Origin of the sequence: Nocardia sp. NPDC019395 (genome assembly GCF_040632335.1) — a bacterium.
In the GTDB taxonomy this organism is placed as follows: Bacteria; Actinomycetota; Actinomycetes; order Mycobacteriales; family Mycobacteriaceae; genus Nocardia.
In genome coordinates this window covers 38,699-59,035 of record NZ_JBEYBT010000007.1, presented here as the reverse complement: position 1 = coordinate 59,035, position 20,337 = coordinate 38,699, and the positions used below count along the sequence as shown (strand labels likewise).

21 protein-coding genes and 1 riboswitch are annotated in these 20,337 nt (G+C 67.3%); of the genes, 13 read left to right on the top strand and 8 right to left on the bottom strand.

The genetic code is table 11. The features are described from left to right. Positions 1-144 precede the first annotated feature (144 nt). From ABZ827_RS18780 to ABZ827_RS18770, 3 genes are all read left to right on the top strand, one after another. Positions 145-843 (top strand): ESX secretion-associated protein EspG, encoded by a 699-nt coding sequence (locus ABZ827_RS18780; protein ID WP_357238104.1) that lies wholly within the window; start codon positions 145-147, stop codon positions 841-843. Positions 844-924: 81 nt separating this feature from the next. Beyond that, positions 925-1,296, top strand: coding sequence for a hypothetical protein (locus tag ABZ827_RS18775; RefSeq protein ID WP_357238102.1), 372 nt, complete (start codon positions 925-927; stop codon positions 1,294-1,296). A gap of 58 nt (positions 1,297-1,354) precedes the next feature. Further along, positions 1,355-2,374 carry a hypothetical protein gene (locus ABZ827_RS18770; protein WP_357238100.1) on the top strand — a complete coding sequence of 340 codons (1,020 nt, stop codon included), beginning with the start codon at positions 1,355-1,357 and terminating at the stop codon, positions 2,372-2,374. Between the two features lie 60 nt (positions 2,375-2,434). Here the strand turns inward: ABZ827_RS18770 and ABZ827_RS18765 are convergent, their stop codons facing one another. Then, positions 2,435-3,379: a hypothetical protein gene (locus tag ABZ827_RS18765; RefSeq protein ID WP_357238098.1), complete on the bottom strand. Its 945-nt coding sequence runs from the start codon at positions 3,377-3,379 to the stop codon at positions 2,435-2,437. Positions 3,380-3,826: 447 nt separating this feature from the next. On the opposite strand from ABZ827_RS18765, the gene ABZ827_RS18760 reads away from it, so the two are divergent. From ABZ827_RS18760 to ABZ827_RS18750, 3 genes are all read left to right on the top strand, one after another. Then, positions 3,827-4,018, top strand: a complete 192-nt coding sequence (locus tag ABZ827_RS18760; protein ID WP_357238096.1) for a hypothetical protein — start codon at positions 3,827-3,829, stop codon at positions 4,016-4,018. 120 nt (positions 4,019-4,138) lie between these two features. Next, positions 4,139-5,059 carry an alpha/beta hydrolase gene (locus ABZ827_RS18755; RefSeq protein WP_357238094.1) on the top strand — a complete coding sequence of 307 codons (921 nt, stop codon included), beginning with the start codon at positions 4,139-4,141 and terminating at the stop codon, positions 5,057-5,059. A gap of 142 nt (positions 5,060-5,201) precedes the next feature. Then, the gene (locus ABZ827_RS18750) at positions 5,202-6,038 is read left to right on the top strand and encodes an aminoglycoside adenylyltransferase family protein (RefSeq protein ID WP_357238092.1); all 837 of its coding nucleotides are present in this window, start codon (positions 5,202-5,204) and stop codon (positions 6,036-6,038) included. Positions 6,039-6,086: 48 nt separating this feature from the next. On the opposite strand, the gene ABZ827_RS18745 is transcribed toward ABZ827_RS18750, so the two are convergent. After that, entirely contained in the window at positions 6,087-6,824 is a 738-nt protein-coding gene (locus ABZ827_RS18745; protein ID WP_357238090.1) for an SDR family NAD(P)-dependent oxidoreductase, read from the bottom strand. A gap of 22 nt (positions 6,825-6,846) precedes the next feature. Here ABZ827_RS18745 and ABZ827_RS18740 point away from each other — a divergent pair, with 22 nt between their 5' ends. From ABZ827_RS18740 to ABZ827_RS18710, 7 genes are all read left to right on the top strand, one after another. Continuing rightward, positions 6,847-7,098, top strand: a complete 252-nt coding sequence (locus tag ABZ827_RS18740; protein WP_357238088.1) for a hypothetical protein — start codon at positions 6,847-6,849, stop codon at positions 7,096-7,098. Further along, the gene (locus ABZ827_RS18735) at positions 7,095-7,385 is read left to right on the top strand and encodes a PIN domain-containing protein (protein ID WP_357238086.1); all 291 of its coding nucleotides are present in this window, start codon (positions 7,095-7,097) and stop codon (positions 7,383-7,385) included. The genes ABZ827_RS18740 and ABZ827_RS18735 overlap by 4 nt, the downstream gene beginning before the upstream one ends. Before the next feature lie 173 nt (positions 7,386-7,558). Continuing rightward, positions 7,559-7,623, top strand: a riboswitch (cobalamin riboswitch). A gap of 61 nt (positions 7,624-7,684) precedes the next feature. Then, positions 7,685-8,719: an ABC transporter substrate-binding protein gene (locus ABZ827_RS18730; RefSeq protein ID WP_357238084.1), complete on the top strand. Its 1,035-nt coding sequence runs from the start codon at positions 7,685-7,687 to the stop codon at positions 8,717-8,719. A gap of 98 nt (positions 8,720-8,817) precedes the next feature. After that, complete coding sequence (locus ABZ827_RS18725; protein ID WP_357238422.1) at positions 8,818-9,774, top strand: iron chelate uptake ABC transporter family permease subunit; 957 nt, start codon at positions 8,818-8,820, stop codon at positions 9,772-9,774. A 55-nt stretch (positions 9,775-9,829) separates the two neighbouring features. Continuing rightward, positions 9,830-10,612: an ABC transporter ATP-binding protein gene (locus ABZ827_RS18720; protein ID WP_357238082.1), complete on the top strand. Its 783-nt coding sequence runs from the start codon at positions 9,830-9,832 to the stop codon at positions 10,610-10,612. A gap of 526 nt (positions 10,613-11,138) precedes the next feature. Continuing rightward, entirely contained in the window at positions 11,139-12,740 is a 1,602-nt protein-coding gene (locus ABZ827_RS18715; RefSeq protein ID WP_357238080.1) for a TROVE domain-containing protein, read from the top strand. A gap of 328 nt (positions 12,741-13,068) precedes the next feature. Continuing rightward, positions 13,069-13,956 carry a hypothetical protein gene (locus tag ABZ827_RS18710; RefSeq protein WP_357238078.1) on the top strand — a complete coding sequence of 296 codons (888 nt, stop codon included), beginning with the start codon at positions 13,069-13,071 and terminating at the stop codon, positions 13,954-13,956. A gap of 152 nt (positions 13,957-14,108) precedes the next feature. On the opposite strand, the gene ABZ827_RS18705 is transcribed toward ABZ827_RS18710, so the two are convergent. From ABZ827_RS18705 to ABZ827_RS18680, 6 genes are read right to left on the bottom strand one after another with little or no spacing between them, the layout of a single operon-like run. Beyond that, the gene (locus ABZ827_RS18705) at positions 14,109-15,548 is read right to left on the bottom strand and encodes an aldehyde dehydrogenase family protein (RefSeq protein ID WP_357238076.1); all 1,440 of its coding nucleotides are present in this window, start codon (positions 15,546-15,548) and stop codon (positions 14,109-14,111) included. Continuing rightward, positions 15,538-16,692 (bottom strand): mandelate racemase/muconate lactonizing enzyme family protein, encoded by a 1,155-nt coding sequence (locus ABZ827_RS18700; protein ID WP_357238074.1) that lies wholly within the window; start codon positions 16,690-16,692, stop codon positions 15,538-15,540. Before ABZ827_RS18700 ends, ABZ827_RS18705 begins: the two co-directional genes overlap by 11 nt. Further along, positions 16,689-17,567, bottom strand: a complete 879-nt coding sequence (locus tag ABZ827_RS18695) for an NAD(P)-dependent oxidoreductase (RefSeq protein ID WP_357238072.1) — start codon at positions 17,565-17,567, stop codon at positions 16,689-16,691. Before ABZ827_RS18695 ends, ABZ827_RS18700 begins: the two co-directional genes overlap by 4 nt. Beyond that, positions 17,564-18,613 carry an ABC transporter substrate-binding protein gene (locus tag ABZ827_RS18690; RefSeq protein ID WP_357238070.1) on the bottom strand — a complete coding sequence of 350 codons (1,050 nt, stop codon included), beginning with the start codon at positions 18,611-18,613 and terminating at the stop codon, positions 17,564-17,566. Before ABZ827_RS18690 ends, ABZ827_RS18695 begins: the two co-directional genes overlap by 4 nt. Further along, positions 18,610-19,431, bottom strand: a complete 822-nt coding sequence (locus tag ABZ827_RS18685; RefSeq protein WP_357238068.1) for an ABC transporter ATP-binding protein — start codon at positions 19,429-19,431, stop codon at positions 18,610-18,612. Before ABZ827_RS18685 ends, ABZ827_RS18690 begins: the two co-directional genes overlap by 4 nt. Next, positions 19,428-20,258 carry an ABC transporter permease gene (locus tag ABZ827_RS18680; RefSeq protein ID WP_357238066.1) on the bottom strand — a complete coding sequence of 277 codons (831 nt, stop codon included), beginning with the start codon at positions 20,256-20,258 and terminating at the stop codon, positions 19,428-19,430. The genes ABZ827_RS18685 and ABZ827_RS18680 overlap by 4 nt, the downstream gene beginning before the upstream one ends. Between the last annotated feature and the right edge of the window lie 79 nt (positions 20,259-20,337).

The window sequence follows — 20,337 nt, the reverse complement described above, 5'->3', positions numbered from 1 at the left end:
TCGTGCCCGGCTCCGCCCGACGGCGCCCACCAGGCGTATCTCCACTTTCGATCCGGCCGTGCGCGGAGTGCCGATGGTCTCCGCCCGGCAGAACCCATTAGGCTGTTGTAGCCCGCGCAGGTATCGGTGAGGATGTGATTCCGCGTGAGTTGGAGCCTGACCCCCGACGAATTCGCGCACGTATGGCGCCAAGCCGACCTGGACCGGCTCCCGTATCCGTTGCGCGTCCTCGAAACGCCCCGGACCGAACGCGATGCCGAGTTCCTGCACGCCGAACTCGCACAACGCCTCCCACCGGACCCCGATCTCGACGCCTGCCTGCGCATCCTCGCCACCCCGCAGACCCGCGTCGTCGCCATCGGCGCGACCGCCGAACCGGGCCGGGAACTGCGCGCGCTGGGCTGCGTGGTCTACGACCGCGCCGTGCTGGCTGTCCAGGAACCGGGACGCACCCCGGAGTTCGGCGGCACCGTCCGGCTGTCCATCGGGCACAGCGCGAAACTCGGCACCCGCCTGGCGGCCGTCCTGCCGTCCGCACGCGCCGGCCGTCAACCGGCACGCACGGCCAGCGCCGCGGCTGTCCGCGATACCGAGACCATCGTCCAGGAGGAACGCGCCGCCGGGCCGATCCGCAAACTGCTGCGCTCCCCGCACACCGCGCAGGGCCATATCCGGATCGAGTCCCACCTCGATCAGCCCACACCGACCCCACCGGTGCACTACACCTGGCTCGATCTGGAGAACGACGGCCGTTATCTGCTCAAGGCCGACGAATCCGTGCATATCGTGCCCGCGTCCACCGAGCAGCTCGCGACGCATCTGCAGAAGCGGATTCCCGCCTGACGCCGTATCACCGCCGACCGGCTGCCCGGAGCCCCCGGTTGCGGCTAGGCTGAGCGGGACCGACGGAGGGGTACGCCAGTCATGATCGAAGACAGTCGAGCCGAGATCGTCCGTTTCCGCCAGGCAGCCCATGCGGGAACCGTCAAGTTCGATCCGGAAGCGGCCCGCCGCTGCGCGCAGTTCTACGACCGGCAGGCCGACCGGCTGATCCAGCTGCGGCAGAACCTGGACGATGCCGCCGATCCGCGCGGATTCGGCGGCCTGATCTCCGCCGAGCAGTTACAGGCCGGATTCGGCCACAAAGCCCGCGACGCCGCGGCCCTGCTCGACCACTACATCGAGGCCGCCTACCGCATGAAGGAGGCGTTCCTGGTCAGCGGCGGACTGTACGAGGAAGCCGACGCCGCGAACGCCGCGGCCCTGCGCGCCGTCGAAGCGAGGATCACCCGATGATGCGATACCTTCGCTGCGGTCTCCGCCGACCGCATGTACTCCCCTCGAAGGAGGCGTCGTGACAGGAACGGATCCGGATTACATCAGCGCGATGGAGCATTTCGAAGGTATGCGCCACGCGGATATCTACCGGGCCACCCAGCAGATCGATGCCGGCGAGATCCTGCGGATCTCCGGTACCTGGATGCAGGCCGCCGCCACCTTGCACAGCATCTTCCCGGTCACTCGCGCGAACGCCGATCTGGTGATGAACGAGGCCGAATGGGAGGGCGATGCCGCCGATGCCGCATTCGCCTGTACCCGCAGTTTCTCCGAATCTGTCGAGGAACTGGCCGGGGTGATCGGACAGGTCGGTATGCGCCTGGGCGCGGTGGCCGCGGCCGCGGAAGCGGTGAAGATCGCGGTGGTCCCACCCGGCGATACCGGACCGGTCGGCGCACTGGCCCGGCTGCTGGAAGCGGCGAAGGTGATCGACGCGGACATGGTGCAGGAGGTACTGCGCCAGGAAGCGATCCTCACCATGAACATGGTCTACAAACCCGCCTACAGCACGGCCGGCAGCGGCGTCCCCGCACTACCCGAGCCGCCGCCGCCCCCGGGAGCCCTGCCCCCGCTGTCCCCACCCATCACCACGCCGCAGCTCGCACCGGACCCCGCACCCGAACCGTCGTCCACCGGCACCGCACCGGAAGACGACAGTTCCGACCGGCCCGACCAGCCTGGCACCATCCCCGCACCCCCGCCACCCACCGGGCAGGCACCCGCACCGGAAACGGCTCCACCCCAGGCCAACCCGGAAACAACCCCGGCACCGGCTCCCGGACCGGGCGAAGAACAGCCGCCGGGTCCGACCGAACAATCGACTCCCCCCACCGCACCGCCACCCTCCACCCCACCGCGGGAAACCACGCCCCCCGAACGACCGGCACAGGAGCAGCCACCGGCCGCGGCCGCACCGCCCCCGCAGAACCCGGCAGGTGTCCCGCTGTCCGACCCCGCGGGTCAACCCGGTATCACCGGACCTGTCCCCGGTCAGCGCGCGCCCGACCAGCCCGGGGTCATCCCGCCACAGGCCTAGATTCGACCGTATTGCGTTCGGTCGGCAAACCGGAACCGAGATCGAGGAACGCGCCGGCGGTCACGGCTTCGGAAGTTCCTCCACTACCCGCCGAGTCACCTCTTGCAGGACAGCGGCGTTCACGCCATGGACGGAGACCATCGATTCCGAGCCGTTCGAGAGGGATTCGCTTTCCACCGGAAACCGTGATCCGACAACCGCGTTGTAGGTCAGCTGCCCGTCTCCAGCGTCATAGCGATAGACCGGATTTCCGGCAACGGTGAACTCGGCCTCTCTGTCCACGCCGGAAATGATCGGCTGATACTTGTATTCCATGAGGATCTCGTCACCGCGGTAAGTGAACGAACAGTTCCACAGCGTCTGGGTGTCACCGAGCACCGCACCGTCCAGCGTGCTGGGCACAGCACACGGATCCTGACCGGTGAGCGCAGTGACCTCGGTATCTGGCGAGGTGCCCATTTCGGGTTCGGCAGCCCACTGCGCCAGAGCGGTGGGCAGCAACTGTTCGACGATCGGGCATGGATCGGTATCCGGCGGCGTCTCGACCTGCAGGTAGAAACTCGCGGTCGACGGGTACCGGGCGGTCGACGAGCAGGTTCGTTCGGAGAGCGCGGCCGGGTCGGCATCGGGCCGGATATCGGTATCGGTTACCGTCCACACCGTCGTATCCCCCACCGTGCTCGTCTTTCCGTACGGCATCTCGGTTTCGCCGATGGCCGGATCCACGGCCACGCTCCACTTCACCGTTGTTCCCCCGGACTGCCCCGCCGCACCCGAACTCGCCTCGCAAGCACTCGGCCCCGTTGTCCGCACCGAGACCTCTCCCAACTGCTCCAGGTCCTCGCGCGGCAACAGCGCGCAGACGTCGAGAGCCCGAGCACGCTCCCGAACCTGTCGCAACTGCTCGTCATTCTGCGGGACAGTCGTCCACAACGCGTCGGTGACTGCCGGCGCTTCCGGTTCGGACCCGCAAGCGACAGCGGCCACCAACACGGTGGTCAGCACAGACCACCGGAAAACCTTGCCCCCGTGGCGATACACAAATATCGACGACACCCCGACCCTGACTTTCTGTCCAGCCGGATCAACGCTCCGCTGAACGGCTACGGTGGCGACTGTCCCGATCCGGCAAACCGTTCGGTCCGCTGCAGGAATCCCCTGAAGCAGTCTCCGCGAAATTTATCAGCGGGCCTGCTTTCACGCAGCTGATGCCTCCCACTCCGTGGCCGGACGCACCAACCGCACCGGATTCGTGCACTCGATCGTCCTGTGCGGACTACGCGACGTCCGCGACTACAAGGCCGCGTCCGGCGGCGATCCCACACGGCTCGGCAGCGCGAGCCCCTTCGATATCAAGGTAGCGTCGCTTCGGCTCGGCGATTTCACCCGCGATGAAGTGACCATGCTCTACAACCGCTCACGGACCGCAGCCAGATCATCGACTATGTCGATATGCTCCCCCTCGATCACGCGGTCCTCAACGAGGCCGAAGCAATCATCTCGCACATCAAAACACTCGGCGCGATCCACTTGGCGTCCACATTACGCAGCGGCTTGGACAATCTCACTGTCGTCACCCACGACCGAACAATGGCTACGGTCGCCGAACACCTCGGTTTCGAAACCTACGACCCGGTTCGGTGAGCCGTCATGTCCGAGCAAACGCGACACCTCGGTTTCACGCCGACAGGAAATCGCCGTGACGCTCGCTGTCGCGGTGGGTTCCGGCCCGGAGTTGTTCCCGGAAACCCGTAGTGTGGCGTGGTGGCCGATGCTTACCCACTTCCCGAAAACTCCCCGATCGCACCGCAATCCGAGAGAATCGGACACTTCCGTAGTGCGGAGGGACGGGCCCGGTTCACGGCTGCCTACCGCGACGGGATGGCGGCCTTGCCGGCTCCGGACGAAACCCGGACGCTGACCACCTCGTACGGGCGGACGACCGCCTACCGTTTCGGCCCGCCCGCCGCCGAACCTCTCCTCCTGTTGTCCGGCCGGCAGGCGTCGACACCGATGTGGCGGGTGAATCTCGCCGGTCTCACCGCGGAGCGCACCGTGTGGTCGATGGACAGCTTGGGTGAACCGGGTGCTTCCGCGCAGACTGCCCTGGTCACGGGACCGGAGGATCAGGCGAGCTGGTTGGACGAAGCGATTGCGCAACTCGAGGTCGAGCGGATGCATCTGCTGGGAGTGAGTATCGGTGGATGGCTCGCCGCGCAGACCGCGATACACCGGCCCGCCCGGCTGGCCTCGGCGATTCTGCTCGACCCGGCCCTCACTTTCGCGCCGATCACCTGGAAGATGCTGGTGGTTTCGCTGGGCAGCGTGTTCCCCGGAATGCCGGACAAGGTCCGGCAATGGTTGCTGAGCTGGATCTCGGGCGGTGCGAAGGCCGATGACTCGCTACCCGAGGCTCGGCTCATCGCCTCGGGTATGCGCGATTTCGCGCAGATACCGATACAACCCCGGCAGCCGGACGACTACGAGCTGCGTTCCATTTCCATACCGCTGCTGGTGATCCTGGCGGGCGACAGCATCGTGCACGATGCCGAGCGGGCCGCGGTGCGGGCCCGTACGGTGCCGGGCGCGGAAGTCGAGGTGTGGGCCGGTCGGTCGCATGCCATCAACGGGGAAGTGCCCGGGGAGATCGCGAGACGAGTCGAAAGCTTCCTCGCGCAACGGTAACCGCCGACGGCGCACTTCCTGTGACAGCGAAGCCGAGCCAGGTACCGAAGGCGAGCGACAGCGACCGATCCGCGTCGTCGACCGGTCCGGGCGGGAGCGGGTTCGGCGTATCCGTACGGTCCGGTCGACCTATGGTGAGGATATGGATGCACGACCGGATCCGGAGATCGAAGCCGGCCCGCTCGCCCGGGCCGTCGCGGAGGTGCTGGGCGACGGATTGATCGGGTTGTTCCTGTACGGATCGGCGGTGGCCGGCGGTTTGCGGCACGACAGCGATCTCGATCTGCTCGCCGTGGTCGATACGAGCCTCCGGTGCGACGTGCGAAAGAAGCTGGCCGGCACACTGATGCGCGTTTCCGGCCGCTGGCCGCGATCGGGCCCGGCGCGGCCGGTGGAACTCACCGTAGTGGTTCACGATGAGCTGGTGCCGTGGCGTTACCCACCGCGCGCGGATTTCGTCTACGGCGAATGGTTGCGCGCGGAGTTCGAGCGTGGTTACCTGCCCGCGCCCGCGGAAGATCCCGACCTCACGATTCTTGCCACCATGGTGCGTAATTCGTCGCTGACGTTGTTCGGACCACCCGCGGACCGGATACTGGATCCGGTGCCAGTGCGTGATCTGATCCGCGCGATCGAGGCGGGGCTGCCGGAATTGATCGCCGGTCCGGACGGCGACGAACGCAATGTCGTGCTCACCCTCGCTCGCATGTGGATCACCGCCGAGACGGGGGCGGTGATATCCAAAGCCGATGCCGCACAGGAACTCATCCCCCGCCTGCCCGCTGAACACGCCGCCGTACTGCGGCTCGCGCGCGCCGGCTACGCCGGAGAGGCGGCCGACTCGTGGACCGGCCGCGGGGAAGAAGTGAGGTCTTTCCTGCGGTACGCCGGAACTCGGATCCGGGCCGCGTGCGCGAACTTCGAGCGGGGCCGGTCGCCGGCGATCAGCGACCTCGACAGTCGCGACGACCGGTCGTGACGGACCGGGCCGTATCCGGTTGCGACCCGGTGCGTCACAGCCAGTTCCTCACCAGCGAATCGGCCCCGACGCTCCGACGAAGGCACCGTCCGCGCACGGATCGGAACTTTCCGCGGCCGCGAGGATGATCCGCGCGGCATCGTCGGGCGTTGCCGGCGCCTCCGCGGCCGCGGGAGCCAGTTCGGTCGCGACGAAACCCGGACAGACCGAGGTGACCCGGACCGGGGTTCCGGCGAGCAGTTTCGCCAAACCCACTGTCAGGCTGTTCAGGGCGGCCTTCGACGCCTGATATCCGGGCACCACCATCGAGTAGTACGCCGAGTCCGGGTTGCGCTGTTCGGTGAGCGAACCCATCTCGGTGGATACGTTCACTATATGTCCGGCAGGCGCCCGCCGGATCAGCGGCAGCAGTGCTTCGATCACGTTGGCGGGACCGAAGGTGTTGGTCATCAGGGTCTCGGTGAAGGCCGCGGGATGAGTGAAATTCACCGTCCCGGAGACGGTCGCCTCCGGGAGGATACCGGCATTGTTCACCAGCACGTCGATGTGATCGTGCCGGTCGCCGAGAGATTCGGCCAGGCAGCGAGCACTTTCGGCCGAGCACACATCCAGCAGCTCCCCCTCTGCCGCCAGGCCCTCGGCACGCAATTCCCGGACCACAGTGTCCACCGCTTCGGCGCGCCGGCCGGTGACGACAACTCGGTAGCCCTTGCGGGCGAACGCGGTTGCGGTCGCGCGGCCGATTCCGCGCGTCGCCCCGGTGATCACCACAATATTCTCCGCCATGTCATTCCTTTCGCGTGTGCTCGTGCCCTTCGAGCAAACGCTGAACAGCTTCGGCGTGCTGGCAGGAAATCGCCTTCACGTTCGGTTCTCGCCGCGACGGCACCCTTTCGGATCAGGGCCCGTGCGGAGATACGCGACGATATCGATCGCGATGCTGATCGTTGATACCGGTCCGCTCCTCGCATATCTCAACCGCAACGACTCCGATCATGCCCGGCGCTCGAAGCTGATCGAGTCTCGCCACGACCAACTGCTCGTTACCCATACGTCGTGACCGAAGCGTGCTATCTCCTACAACGGCGCGTCGGTGCAGAAGCGGAGATCATGCTGGTCGAAGCCATAGCAGCCGGTGACCTGGAGCAGGTACCGGTCTCATCGGAAGATCTGGAACGCATCGCCGAGCTCATGCGGCAGTACAGCGGATTTCCGCTCGGTGTTGCGGATGCCTCGGTCATCGCCATCGCGGAGCGGCTGGGGTTGACGGCGGTGGCCACGCTGGATGTCCGGCATTTCCGCGCGGTGAAACCCCGGCACACCGGCTCTTTCACCCTGCTTCCGTAGTTCGACCACCGGATCAGAACCCCCTCGTAGGTCGCGCACCCACATCGTGCGCCTGCGCTCCCGAGGTCCGGGCGGCGAACGTCATCCTCCGACCCGACCCATCCTGGTCGTATGTCCAGTTCTGCGTCGGATAGCATGACCGTCGGCCGCACTGCGGCCCCAGGCGTGGTGAGGGAACCCGGTGGGAATCCGGGACTGGCGCGCAACGGTGACACCTGTGCAGGTGAAGTCCGATCACTCACGCGCTGTACCGACGCCGGCCTCGCGCACAGGCCCAGACGCAAGGAGTCCACCCCCTGATGCGGTCGTTCGCGCTGATCATCACTGCCGCACTGTCCGCGGCGGCCCTCGCCGGTTGCTCGGCGACGGACGCCGGGACCGCCTCGGATGCGGTGTCCGGTACGGCCGGCTATCCGATGACGATCAGCAACTGCGGGGTCGAAGTGACCGTCGACGCTCCCCCGCAACGCGCTGTCGCCCTGAACCAGGGATCGGCGGAGATCATGCTGTCGCTCGGCCTGGCCGACCGGATGGTGGGCACCGCTACCTGGACCGATCCGGTTCGCGAGAACCTGGCCGCGGACAATGCCCGAGTTCCCCGGCTCGCCGAGAACAAGCCGTCGTTCGAGGTCGTGCTCGATACCGAACCCGACTTCGTCGCAGCATCCTTCGGCGGCACGCTCGGCCCCGGCGGAGTGGCCGAACGCGAGCAGTTCGCCCAGCTGGGGGTTCCGTCCTACCTGTCGCCCACCGACTGCGACGGGAAAACGGACGCCAGCGTGAACGCCGACGGTGCCCGCACCGAACCGCTGACCATGGATTCGGTGTACAAGGAGGTCCGTGAGCTGGCCGCGATCTTCGATGTCCGGGAGCGTGGTGAGCAGTTGGTCACCGACCTACAGACCCGGCACGACGCAGCGGTCGGCCGGATCGCAGCCCATGATGTATCGCTCGCCTACTGGTTCGCCGACACCTCGACCCCCTATATGGCCGGTTGCTGCGGATCGTCCGGGATCATCACCGATGCGGTCGGCGCGAAGAATGCCTTCGACGACACCACCAACGAATGGCCGCAGGTGAGCTGGGAGACCGTACTCGACCGCAACCCGACCGCCCTCGTCCTCGCCGATCTGAGCCGGCGCAGCCTCGCCGGCGACGCCCTCGACAGCAAGATCTCGTTTCTCGAATCGAATCCGGTCACCGCGCGGCTGAGCGCCGTCCGGAACAAGCGCTACATCGTCGTCAACGGGGCGGATCTCAATCCGTCGATCAGAACGGTCGACGGGATCGAGAAGGTCGCCGATGCGCTGGATCGGTGGGGCTACGGTTCGTGAGCCCGAAGGCGCCGGCGGTCGGTACCGCGATCCGGGTCACCCGCGCGCCCGCCACGGCCGCGCTGGTGCTGCTCGGGCTCGCTGCGCTCGCGGTGTCGATGGCGTTCACGATCACCATCGGTCCCGCCGACCTGTCCATCGGCGATGTCTACGGTGTGCTGTTCGAGAAACTCGGCATCGCCACATCCGGCGTCTCGATGATCCGGGAGGGCATCGTGTGGGAGCTGCGGCTGCCGCGCACACTGCTCGCCGCGATCTGCGGTGCCGGCCTGGCGGTCTGTGGCGCCATCATGCAGTCGCTACTGCGCAACCCGCTCGCGGATCCGTTCGTGCTCGGTATCTCCTCCGGCGCGTCGACGGGTGCCGTGGTCGTGGCGGTGCTCGGTGTGGGTGGCGGGCTGGTTTCGCTGTCGACCGGCGCGCTGGTCGGCGCGCTGGTGTCGTTCGGCCTGGTGTTGTTGCTGGCGGCGGGTGCCGGGGGCGGCGCCGCCAAGGTGGTGCTGGCGGGGGTCGCGGGAACTCAGTTGTTCTCGGCGCTCACCTCGTTCATCGTGTTGTCCTCGGCGGACGCCGAGCGCACCCGCGGCATCCTGTTCTGGCTACTGGGCTCGCTGGCGGGCGCATCCTGGACCGATGTCTCGGTCACCGCGCTGGTCTGCGCCGCCGGATTCGCGCTGTGCTGGTGGCGGCATTCCGCGCTCGACGCGTTCACCTTCGGGTCGTCGGCGGCGGCCACGCTGGGTATCGCGGTCGGCCGGACCCGGCTGTTACTGCTCGTGGTCACCGCCCTGATGACGGCAGTGCTGGTCAGCGCGGCCGGGGCGATCGGTTTCGTCGGCCTGGTACTCCCGCATGCGGCCCGCTTTCTAGTGGGCCCGCGACACAGCCGGTTACTGCCGGTCAGCGCGGTCCTGGGCGCGGTGCTGCTGGTGTGGGTAGACGCGCTCGCCCGGACGATCTTCGCGCCGCAGGAGGTCCCGGTCGGCGTGGTCACCGCGTTGATCGGTGTCCCGGCCTTCGCTCTCCTACTGTTCCGTACCCGGAGTACCGCATGACCCAGGCACAGAACCCCGTGACCCGGCCGGAGCACCTTATGAGCGTGGGCACCGCATGACCCTGAGCGCCGAACACCTGTCCTGGACCCGCGGGGGCAACCTGGTCGTCGACAATGTGAGTATCCGCCCGCGACCCGGGCAGACGGTCGGGCTGCTCGGACCGAACGGATCCGGCAAATCGTCGCTGCTGCGGTTGCTGGCCGGGGTCTCGCGGCCCGATCGCGGAACAGTCACCCTCGACGACACTCCCCTGCACCGCCTCGGCCGGCGGCCGCTGGCCCGCCGGATCGCGATGGTCGGCCAGCACGCGCATACCGAGGTCGATATCACGGTCCGCGATGTCGTACGCCTCGGCCGGATCCCGCACCGCGACCTCTTCGGCACAGATCCGCGAGAGGAGCCGGCGATCGACCGGGCCCTGCGCGCCGCCGGGCTCACCGAGCACGCGCACCGCACCTGGCAGACCCTCTCCGGCGGCGAACGCCAGCGCGCGCAGATCGCGCGCGCCCTCGCCCAGGAACCCGGTGAGTTACTACTCGACGAGCCCACCAATCATCTCGACATCGCCCACCAGCTCGAGATCCTGGATCTGATCACCCGGCTGCCGATCACGACGGTGGTCGCCCTGCACGATCTCAACCTGGCCGCGATGTTCTGCGATTACGTGCTCGTCCTCGATCGCGGCCGGGTCGCCGCGCACGGCATTCCGGCGGAAACGCTGACCGCGGCACTCGTCCACGACGTCTACGGTGTCCGCGCCACCGTCACCGTCGACGACGGCGTACCCGTTATCCGCTATCGCCGCTCGGCGGCAAACCCGCTGCCCGTGGACCCGTGACGGAAAGTCTTCGAAAACAGGGGTTTCCTGCGGACGCCCGGTACCGCCGCGCGAAAACCATTGGAGCGCAACCGGGCGCCGCGCGTACCGTATCGGACACGGCACGCCGGAGCGGGTGGGCCGGAGTCGATCGGTTACCGGATCAGCCGGCCGCGGGTTCGAGTCCCGCCACGTCCGTCCGGGCGTGTAGCTCAGATGGCAGAGCAGTTGACAAATCCCGGTCACACCAACACGCCCACCCGCCCGCGGCGCGCCGCGCAACGAGAACGGGCCGACGCCGGGCGGTTATCTGGCATAAACGGGTTCGAATCCTGCTTGTATCCGGGGAAACCCGGTGCAGTGCCACCTCCACGCGGGGTGGGTGAACTCCGGCCGGCACCACCATGCCCGTTCTCCGCGCGAACCTGCAACGGTGGGGAGCGGGCCGAAGCCCGTCGGTTATCTTTCGGGTAGATCATCCCGGCGGACACCGAATATGCCCGTCTCCCCGCATGCCCGGAACACCGGGCCGAAGGAAGGGGAATCGATGGACGCGTTGGCAGGGATCAATCTGCGCGGGACACCGCAGGGCGAACAGGCCGACCCGCGGCAGGTACCGAACAATGCCGGCGGGTGGACTTTCGAAGTCACCCCACTGGTGCGGCTGCGCCGGTTCCTCACCCTCGGCACCGACGGCGGCACCTATTATGTCGGCGCCAAGGAGCTGACCAGGGAGAACGCGGCCGTGGTCGTGGAGTTCGCGCGGGACCGGACGGCGGAACTCGTCGCCGAGGTCGTCGATATCTCCGTATCCGGCCGGGCGCCCCGGCAGAATCCGGCACTGTTCGCCCTGGCGGCCGCGGCCTCCCTGGGCGATGTCGACGGACGGCGGAGCGCGCTCGACGCGCTGCCGCTGGTGGCGCGCACGGGGACTCACCTGTTCCTGTTCGCCCGCTATATCGAACAGTTCCGCGGCTGGGGCCGTGGCCTGCGGCGGGCGGTCGCACACTGGTACACGAGCCGGCCGATCGACGATATCGCCTATCAGACCGTGAAGTACCGCCAGCGGGAGGGCTGGACCCACCGCGACCTGCTGCGTCTGGCGCACCCGGCGACCGAGGAGGACGAGCGTAAGCGGCTGTTCGACTGGATCTGCGGGCGGGAGCCCGCCCTCGACGGGCTCCGGCTGGTCGAAGGCTTCCAGCGGGCACGCACCGCCGAGGTGGCCGCGATCCCGGCGCTGGTGCGCGATTACCGGCTGTCCTGGGAGATGCTGCCCGATACCGCGCTCACCGAGCCCGCGGTATGGGAAGCACTGCTGGACAACGGTATTCCGCAGACCGCACTCATGCGGCAGCTGCCGCGACTGACGGCACTGGGTCTGCTTGCTCCGTTGGGTGCCCGGACCCGTGCGGTGGCCGAGCAGCTGGCCGATCCGGAGCGGCTGCGCCGCGGCCGGGTGCACCCGATCAATGTGCTGACGGCGCTGCGCACCTACGCCTCCGGGCGCGGGGCGCGCGGGCACGGAACCTGGACGCCGGTGCAGCCGATCGTCGACGCCCTGGATGCGGCGTTCTACGCGGCATTCCGGACCGTGGAGCCCACCGGAAAACGGCATCTGCTCGCCCTGGACGTCTCCGGGTCGATGATGACGCAGATCTCCGGGCTGCCGCTGTCCGCCCGGGAGGCGAGCGCGGCGCTGGCGCTGGTGACAGCGGCAACCGAACCGGAGCACCTGATCCTCGGGTTCACTGCCCGCAAGGGCGGGGCCGGGATACGGGACGCGGCGCTACGTCATCTGCGGATCAGCCCGCGCCAGCGCCTGGACGCCGCGATCCACGCTGTCTCGAACTTGCCGTTCGGCGGTACGGACTGCGCGCTGCCGATGCGGTACGCGCTCGAACGCGGCATAGAGGTGGATGTGTTCGTGGTACTCACGGATAACGAGACCTGGGCCGGGCAGGAACACCCGCACCAGGCGTTGCGGCGGTACCGGGAGGCGGTCAACCCGCGGGCAAAGCTGGTGGTAGTCGGTATGACGGCAACCGATTTCACCATCGCCGACCCCCGGGACGCCGGAATGCTGGATATCGCCGGCTTCGACGCGGCGGTACCGTCCCTCCTGGCCGACTTCGCCCGCGGAGCCTGAACGCGGGCAGAGCCGATATCGTCGGGACATATCCGACGACATTCGCCTTCTGGGGCGTCATTTCGCTCGTGACCGTGGCGGTTGCCGACCGGTTCCGGCCCGACAAGGAGGTCGCGGCGGCTGTCGCCGGCGGCGAGAGCTGAACCAGCAGAGCATATCCGGATGGATCGCGGGCCGGCTGTCCCCGCGATCCATCCGGCAGCCACATCGAGCCCATCGGTGCCGAATGGCGCACAGACGCCACCACCGGCGCACAAAGCGGAGTTGCCGTGCGATAGCCGATATCATCACAGGCGCCCGATGTAATCCTGGAGTACAGGTAGTACCGATGACATCCCAGCCGCCCACGATATCGCCCGAACTGCCGGAAACCGACGCGAGTCCGGAAGCGCTGGTGCATGCGCGGCCGGCACGGCCCGGCGGCTACTTTCCGCCGCCCCGGGAACTTCGTGGCAACCTCAACGGATGGACCTATCCGGCGGTGTTCCTGGTGGCCATCCTGGCCACATTCCTCCTTGCCCAGGCTGGGCTGACGCTGGATTCCGGCGAACCGCTGCTGACGGCCTTCCATATCTCGGCCGCCGTCTGGGTCGCCTCCTTCCTGCCGATGCTCTCCGCGACCTCGCGGGGCCGGTCACGAATCAGGATCGATGGCGCGCGGTTCGCCGATGACCGGGGGACGCTGGTGGTCCGCCGATCGCTCGGGTACGAGGTCGCCCTGGTGACCAGCTTCCTGAGCCTGGCCACGTTCTGCGCGATCTTCGGTATCGGAACCTGGACCGAGACGCTCACGCTGCCCCTGCACCCACCGATCCCGTCGTGGCTCGCGATCGCGGTCGCGGCGCTGCTCCTCGGTTACCTGGGGCTGTACGCCCGGCGCCCGGAGATCCGCAGACTGGTGCTGACGCCCATGCATATCGTGCTGCCGACGAAAACGTCCATCGGAAACCGGGTGAGCTGGACCGAGGTCGAACAGATCGCGGTGGTGTCGCGCAACAATTCCAAGGGCACCATCCGGATCCAATCCCCCGGCCGCCGAGCCGGCCGCAGCACAACCAAGCGCATCCACGCCGAGAAGCTCTCGATCGGCTCGGCGGGAACGTACTGGCTGATCCGCTACTACCATGAACACCCCGAAGCACGCGCCGAACTGTCCGATAACCGCGCCGTCGAACGGTTGCGCGAATACGGGGTCGTCGACTCGTTCTCCGGGTAGCCGGGCCCACACGCGATGCGCACGCCGGAGTCGCCGCGGCTGCTATCGGGCCGGAACCGGAGCGTATCGCGCCTTCCGAATATCCATAGGCAGCGGGCCCGAGTCCTGACGCGGTACTGCCGGCATGGGCGCGCCGGCAGTACCCGGGCCGGCTATCGCGCGAACGACACCGTCTTCTCCTCGGTGAACTCCAGCAGGCCCGACAGACCGCCCTCGCGTCCGAGTCCGGCCAGGCCGAATCCGCCGAAAGGAACCTCCGGTGTGTTCGGGGCGCCATTGTTGACTCCGACGATCCCGATATCGAGACGGCCGGCCAGTTGGGCGGCCCGTTCCGGATCCGCCGACATCACATAGCCGCCCAGACCGGTGTTCCAGCCGTTGACCTCCGTGACAACCGCGTCCTCGGACGTGTACGGCCGGACCGCGCACACCGGACCGAAGATCTCCTGATGCCACAGCGGTGTATCGGCCACCGCCTCCACGAGGGTCGGCGCGACGTAGTAGCCGTTTCCGGTCCCGGGCGCGCCGCGGTCGACCGGGCAACCGTCCGATGCGGCCCGTGCCACGAGGTCTTCCAGCCGCTCGGCGTGCGCGGCCCGCAGCATGGGACCCACATCGGTCCCTTGGTCGACCGGGTGTCCGGCGACCAACGCCGTGATTCGGGTGCGGAGTTCGGCGACGAAATCCGCGTAGTGGGATTCGTGGACGAATACATTGTTCGCGGCGATGCACGACGCCCCGTTGTTGCGGAATTTGGCGATCAGCAGCGCCTCCAGGGCGGCCGCGGGGTCGGCTTCGGCGGTGACGATGAAGGGCCCCTTACCGCCGAGTTCCATGGTGACACGGGTCATCGAAGCCATCGCCCGCTGGGCCACCAGGATCCCGACCGGGGTGGAACCGGTGAAGGTGACCGCGGCGATATCGGGCGAGTCGACCAGTGCGCTGGTGAGTTCGTCCCCCGCCCCGACCACGACGTTGACGGTGCCGGGCGGAAGATACCGTTCGCAGATCTCGGTGAACGCGATACTCGTGAGCGGAGTGAGCTCCGAGGCCTTCTGCACGACGGTACATCCGGCGGCGAGCGCCGGAGCGACCTTGCGTGCGGGAATCGACAGCGGGAAATTCCACGGGCTGACGGCGGCGACGACGCCGACGGGCCGGCGGGTGGTGGTGAAGCGACGTTGCGCGGTGACGAACCCGCCGTCGCCGGGCATGGTGGCGGCGTCGGCGAACCATTCGAAGTACTGCGCCGAGAAACCGACCTCACCAACGGCTTCGGCCAGGCGTTTACCGGATTCCGCGCTGATCGTGGCGGCCAGCAATTCGGTATTCGCGCGCAGGTCCGCGGCGATGGCGCGCAGTGCGGCGGCACGCTGCCGGGGCGGGGTGTCCGACCATTCCCGGAACGCGCCCGCGGCCACCGACGCGGCGCGGCGCGCGACATCATTCGTCACCCAGCCGATCGACGCGAGGCGTTCGCCGGTGGCCGGGTCGGGAATATCGTGCGGAGTCCCATCGACCGGCTCTCCGCCGATGCGGGCGCCCGCCACGACGGTATCGGTGGATGCGGACGTCAGTAGCTCAGTGGGCATTGCGAGTTCTTTCCTCTCGGTGGATACGGAAGCGGCGCACCGTCGCGGGGTCGAGTTCGACCCCGAGCCCCGGGCTCGTGGGCAGATGGATCGCACCCTCGGACAGTTCGGGTCCGCGCGCGAGCAATTCGGTGCGCAGCGGGTTCGGCCGCACATCCATCTCGATCCAGTCGACCCGGTCGTAGGCGGCGCCGAACTGGGCGCTGGCCGCGATCCCGATACCGCTCGAATAGCAGTGCGGTGCGATGCGCACATCGGAACGGTTCGCCGATTCGGCGACCGCGCGGGCGATGGTGAAACCGCCCGATTTGGCCAGATCGGGCTGGATCAACGTGACCGCTCCCGACCCGATACGGCTCTCGAAATCCTCTGTTCCGTAGACATTTTCACCAGTGGCGATCGGTAGCGGTATCGCGGCCGCCAGCTTCTGCAGATCTTCGACCCGATCGCCGGCCAGCGGTTCTTCGATCCAGCGCACGTCGTAGTCGGCGAGTGCGTTGATCTGCTCGGTGGCCGCGGCGACATCCCACGCCTGGTTGGCGTCGGCGAACAGTTCGATTTCCGCGCCCACACAGTCACGTGCGGTCGACAGCGTCGCGCGGTCGCGCTCGGCGCCGAAACCGATTTTTGTCTTGATCGCGCGATAGCCGTCGGCGAGCGCGACCGCGCAGAGCGATTCGATATCGGAGGGGCCGATCCCGCTGGCGTAGGCGGGAACAGACGATCGTGATGCCGTCCCGGTCAGCAGTTCGTGAACGGGTTTCCCGGCAAGTTTCCCGGCGATATCCCACAGCGCGATATCGATTCCGCTCAGCGCCTGCCAGATCGGCCCGATCGCTCCTGCCTGCCGGCCGACCGGAAGCAGGCGCCCGCACAGCAGCGCGAGCACACCGGCCGGGTCGCTCGCGTCGAGCCCGAACACCAGCGGCGCGATACCTTCGGTGAACGTCGACAATCGTTCCGCGTGCGACCAGCCCGGATAGTTGAGCCAGCTCTCACCGATCCCGACGACCCCGCCGGCCTCGACCTCGACCAGACACACCCGGCGGTCGGTCAGCGTGCCGAACGACATCGGAACGGCGCTGTCGACGGGGGCGGACAGGATCGAGACGGTGAGGCGTTCGATCGGGTACCCGGAAGTCATTGGGCGGCCCGGGTCAAGGCCGCGTAGGCCTTGATGATCGCGCCGGTATCGCGTGCGCCGAGCCCCTCATCGAGCCCGACGTCGTTGATACCGACGATCGCGGTGGCCAGTGGACTGGGCGTCCCGGATTCCTGCGCGATATCGAGTGCGAGTCTGTTGTCCTTCGCCAGTAGCGCCAGGGCGAAGTTCGGGTCGTCGTCGGCGGCGACCATGCGTGGGCCGAGTTCCTTGAACAGGTTCGACACCGTCGCGGCGCCGGAACGTGACACCGCGTCGACGAAGGTCGCGCCGTCGACACCGTTTCGTTCGCAGAGGGTGAGCGCTTCCGCGGTGATCGCGTTGATGGCGCCGAACATCAGGTTGTTGGCGATCTTGACCACCGATCCCGCGCCGACGTCACCGACCCGTTGCACGGTCGACGCGATCGTCGCGGTGAGTGCCGGGGTTACCTTGTCGATCGCTTCCTCGGCACCACCGCAGACCAGCATCCACGAGCCACATTTGGCGGGCCGGCCCAGGACGGGCGCGTCGAGATAGGTGACGCCGTGTTTCTGCAGGTCCGCCGCGACCTGCCGGGCGGTTGTGGGGTCGATGGTGGACAGATCCACGACGACCGCGCCTTCGGGCGCCGCGGGCAGGATATCGTCGGCCAGGGCACGGACATGCTCGGGCCGCGGGACCGACAGCAGGATCAGGTCGGCGTCGGCGACCGCGGTGGCACCGTCGTCGGACACGTCCACCCCGGCGGCGGCCGCGGCATCCCGCGCCGCGGCGACCGGGTCGAAACCCCGGACGTCGTAGCCGGCCTCGCGGGCGGCGGCGGCCACCCGCCCTCCCATTGTGCCGAGCCCGAGTACGCGGATTCTGGTGTTCATGAGCCAACCTTCCAGTTGTTGTAGGAATTCGTGTAGATCGAGGTATCGACGAATTCGGCCGGATCGACGTATTTGTCGATACCGCCGATCTCGACGAATATCCGTTCGATATCGCCGATCTGCCGTTCGAGATCGCCCGACGCGTACATCCGCGCCCATTCGTCATTGGTGTACAGGCGGGCGAATTCGAATCGGCGCAGGGTGTCGTCGAGTGATTGGCTGCCCGCGTAGGCGGCGTCGTGGACGATGGTCAGCGCCCGCTGCCGGTCGTTGATCAGCAGATCGTTCGCCTCGAGCCAGGCGCCGGTGATCTTCGACAGCAGATCGGGGTTCGCTTCGTGGAAATTGTTGTTCGCGACCCAGCCCCCGACGATGGACGACTGCGGATAGTAATCCTTGGCCGACGCCACCATTCGGGCATCGGGCATCTGTTTCTCCACCGTCTCGTCGAAGGGAACCCACAGCGCCACCGCGGGCACCTGACCGGAGACGAATGCACTGACCGCCGACGGCAGATCGGCGTTGATGATCTTCAGGCTCGATGGATCGACCCCCTCGGCGCGCAACGCGTTGTGCAGGAACACATGCGCGGTGGTCCCGCTGGCCGTGATCACCTGCTTACCTTTCAGATCGGCCACAGATCGGATACCGGACGACGGTGCAGCCCACAGTTGTGCGGTATCGAATTCGATATCGTTGGCGAGAAACACCTTGCCGACGCCCTGCGCCGGGAAACTCGACAGCACGGCGCCCATCACCGCGACATCGACCGATCCGCCGGAAAGTGCCTGGCTCAACGCGGTTCCGGTATCGAACTTCACGGGTTCCAGCGCTACACCGTGCTTTTCGAAGAGGCCCTCCTCGATGCCCAGCCACATATGGGAGTCCACCGCGAGGGTGTGCAGATAGCCGACCTTGATGACCGGTAGCCCCTCGGCGGTCGTCCGCGGTCCGGAGGTTTCCAGCGCACACGAGGTCAGCAGGGTGAGTACCCCCAAGAGGGCGAACAGGGCTGTCACGATCCGGCGCGGACGGTGGCCTCTCATAGCGACGCCCCGGCGGCCTGGTCCGATTCGTCACGCAGGAGTTTCTCGAGGTGGCGGCGCAATTCGACGAATGCCGGCGACAACCGTGTTTCGGCCGACCTCGGGAATTCGATACCGATCGGGACGATTTCGCGAACCCGGGTGGGCCGGGCGCTGAGGACCACCACCTTGTTCGACAGGAAGATCGCCTCTTCCACACTGTGGGTGATGAACAGGGCCGTGCGCTGCTCGGTCAATTGCGTCTCGTGCAACAGTTGCTGCATACGCTCACGGGTCTGCGCGTCCAGCGCGGCGAACGGTTCGTCCATCAGCAGTACCTGCGGATCCGTCGCGTAGGCGCGAGCGATCGCCACCCGCTGGCGCATACCACCGGACAATTCCTTCGGGTAGGAATCGGCGAAGGCTTCCAGCCCCATGAGTCGCAGGTAGCGGTCGACGATTTCGGCGCGTACGGCACGTGGTTTGCGGTTGGCCCGGAGGGTCAGCCCGTATTCGATGTTCTTGGCGACAGTGAGCCACGGAAAAATCGCGTACTGCTGGAACACCACGCCGCGCGACGGGTGCGGCCCTTTCACCGGCACACCGCCGACGCGGACAGCGCCTTCGTCGGGCGAGAGGAATCCGGCGGCCATATTGAGCAGGGTGGTCTTACCGCACCCGGACGGCCCGATCACCGAGATGAACTCACCGGGCTCGATATCGAACGAACACTCCCGCAGGACGTGCATCCGGTCGCCCGCGCGATCGTAGTATTTGCCGATACCGTCGAAGGCGATCCGGTTGTCGGCCACGGTTTCCGGTGTCACGACACTGGTCATTTCGACTTCTCCTGCCACGCGGTCATCCGGGATTGGGCGAGTTTGAGGATCAGATCCATGACGAGTGCGGCGATGCCGATCATCACGATGCCGACGTACATATCCGGGATCCGGTAGAACGTCGACGCGTCCTGGATGGCGGCGCCGAGTCCGCGCTGCGCCGCGACGAGTTCGGCCGCCACCACCGTCGCCCAGGAGACGCCGAGGGCGACCCGGACAGCGGTGAACAGATGCGGTACCGACGCGGGCACGACACCGCGCGCGAAGATCTCCCAACTGTTCGCGCCCAGTACCCGCGCGGCCCGGATCAGCAGCGGGTCGATACCTGAGATGCCCTCGAACAGCACGATCACCGCGGCGAAGAACGAGGCGTACACCAGGATCGAGATCCGCGCGGTCTCGCCGATCCCGAAGTACACGATCACCAGCGGGACCAGCGCGATAGGGGGAAGCGCGCGGAAGAAGTTGACCAGCGGTTCGACCATCGCCCGCAGGGTCGGGTACCAGGCGAGCAGGAACCCGACCGGTAGTGCCGCGACGGAACCTATGATCACACCGATCATCACGCGGGTGACGCTGACCCGGATATCGAACAGCAGGTCCTGTTCGGTGAACAGGGTCCATGCCGCGGTGATCACCTCGTCAGGACGCGGAATACCGCGGCCGGAGACGATTCCCGAAACCGATACCGCGTACCAGGCGACGATGGCGATCAGCCCGCCCGCGAACCCGAGCGCGATACGCCGGGTCGAACCGCCGTCTCCCGTTCTCGGTGGTCGGCGTCTCCTCAGAGATATTCGATCGGTGCTGGGGCTCGTGATCGACATTGCGCACACTCCTCTGGCACCCGGCGACTGCGAGGATGGGACTCCACGATGGAGTCCCCTCTCGGCCGACGGGAGATTT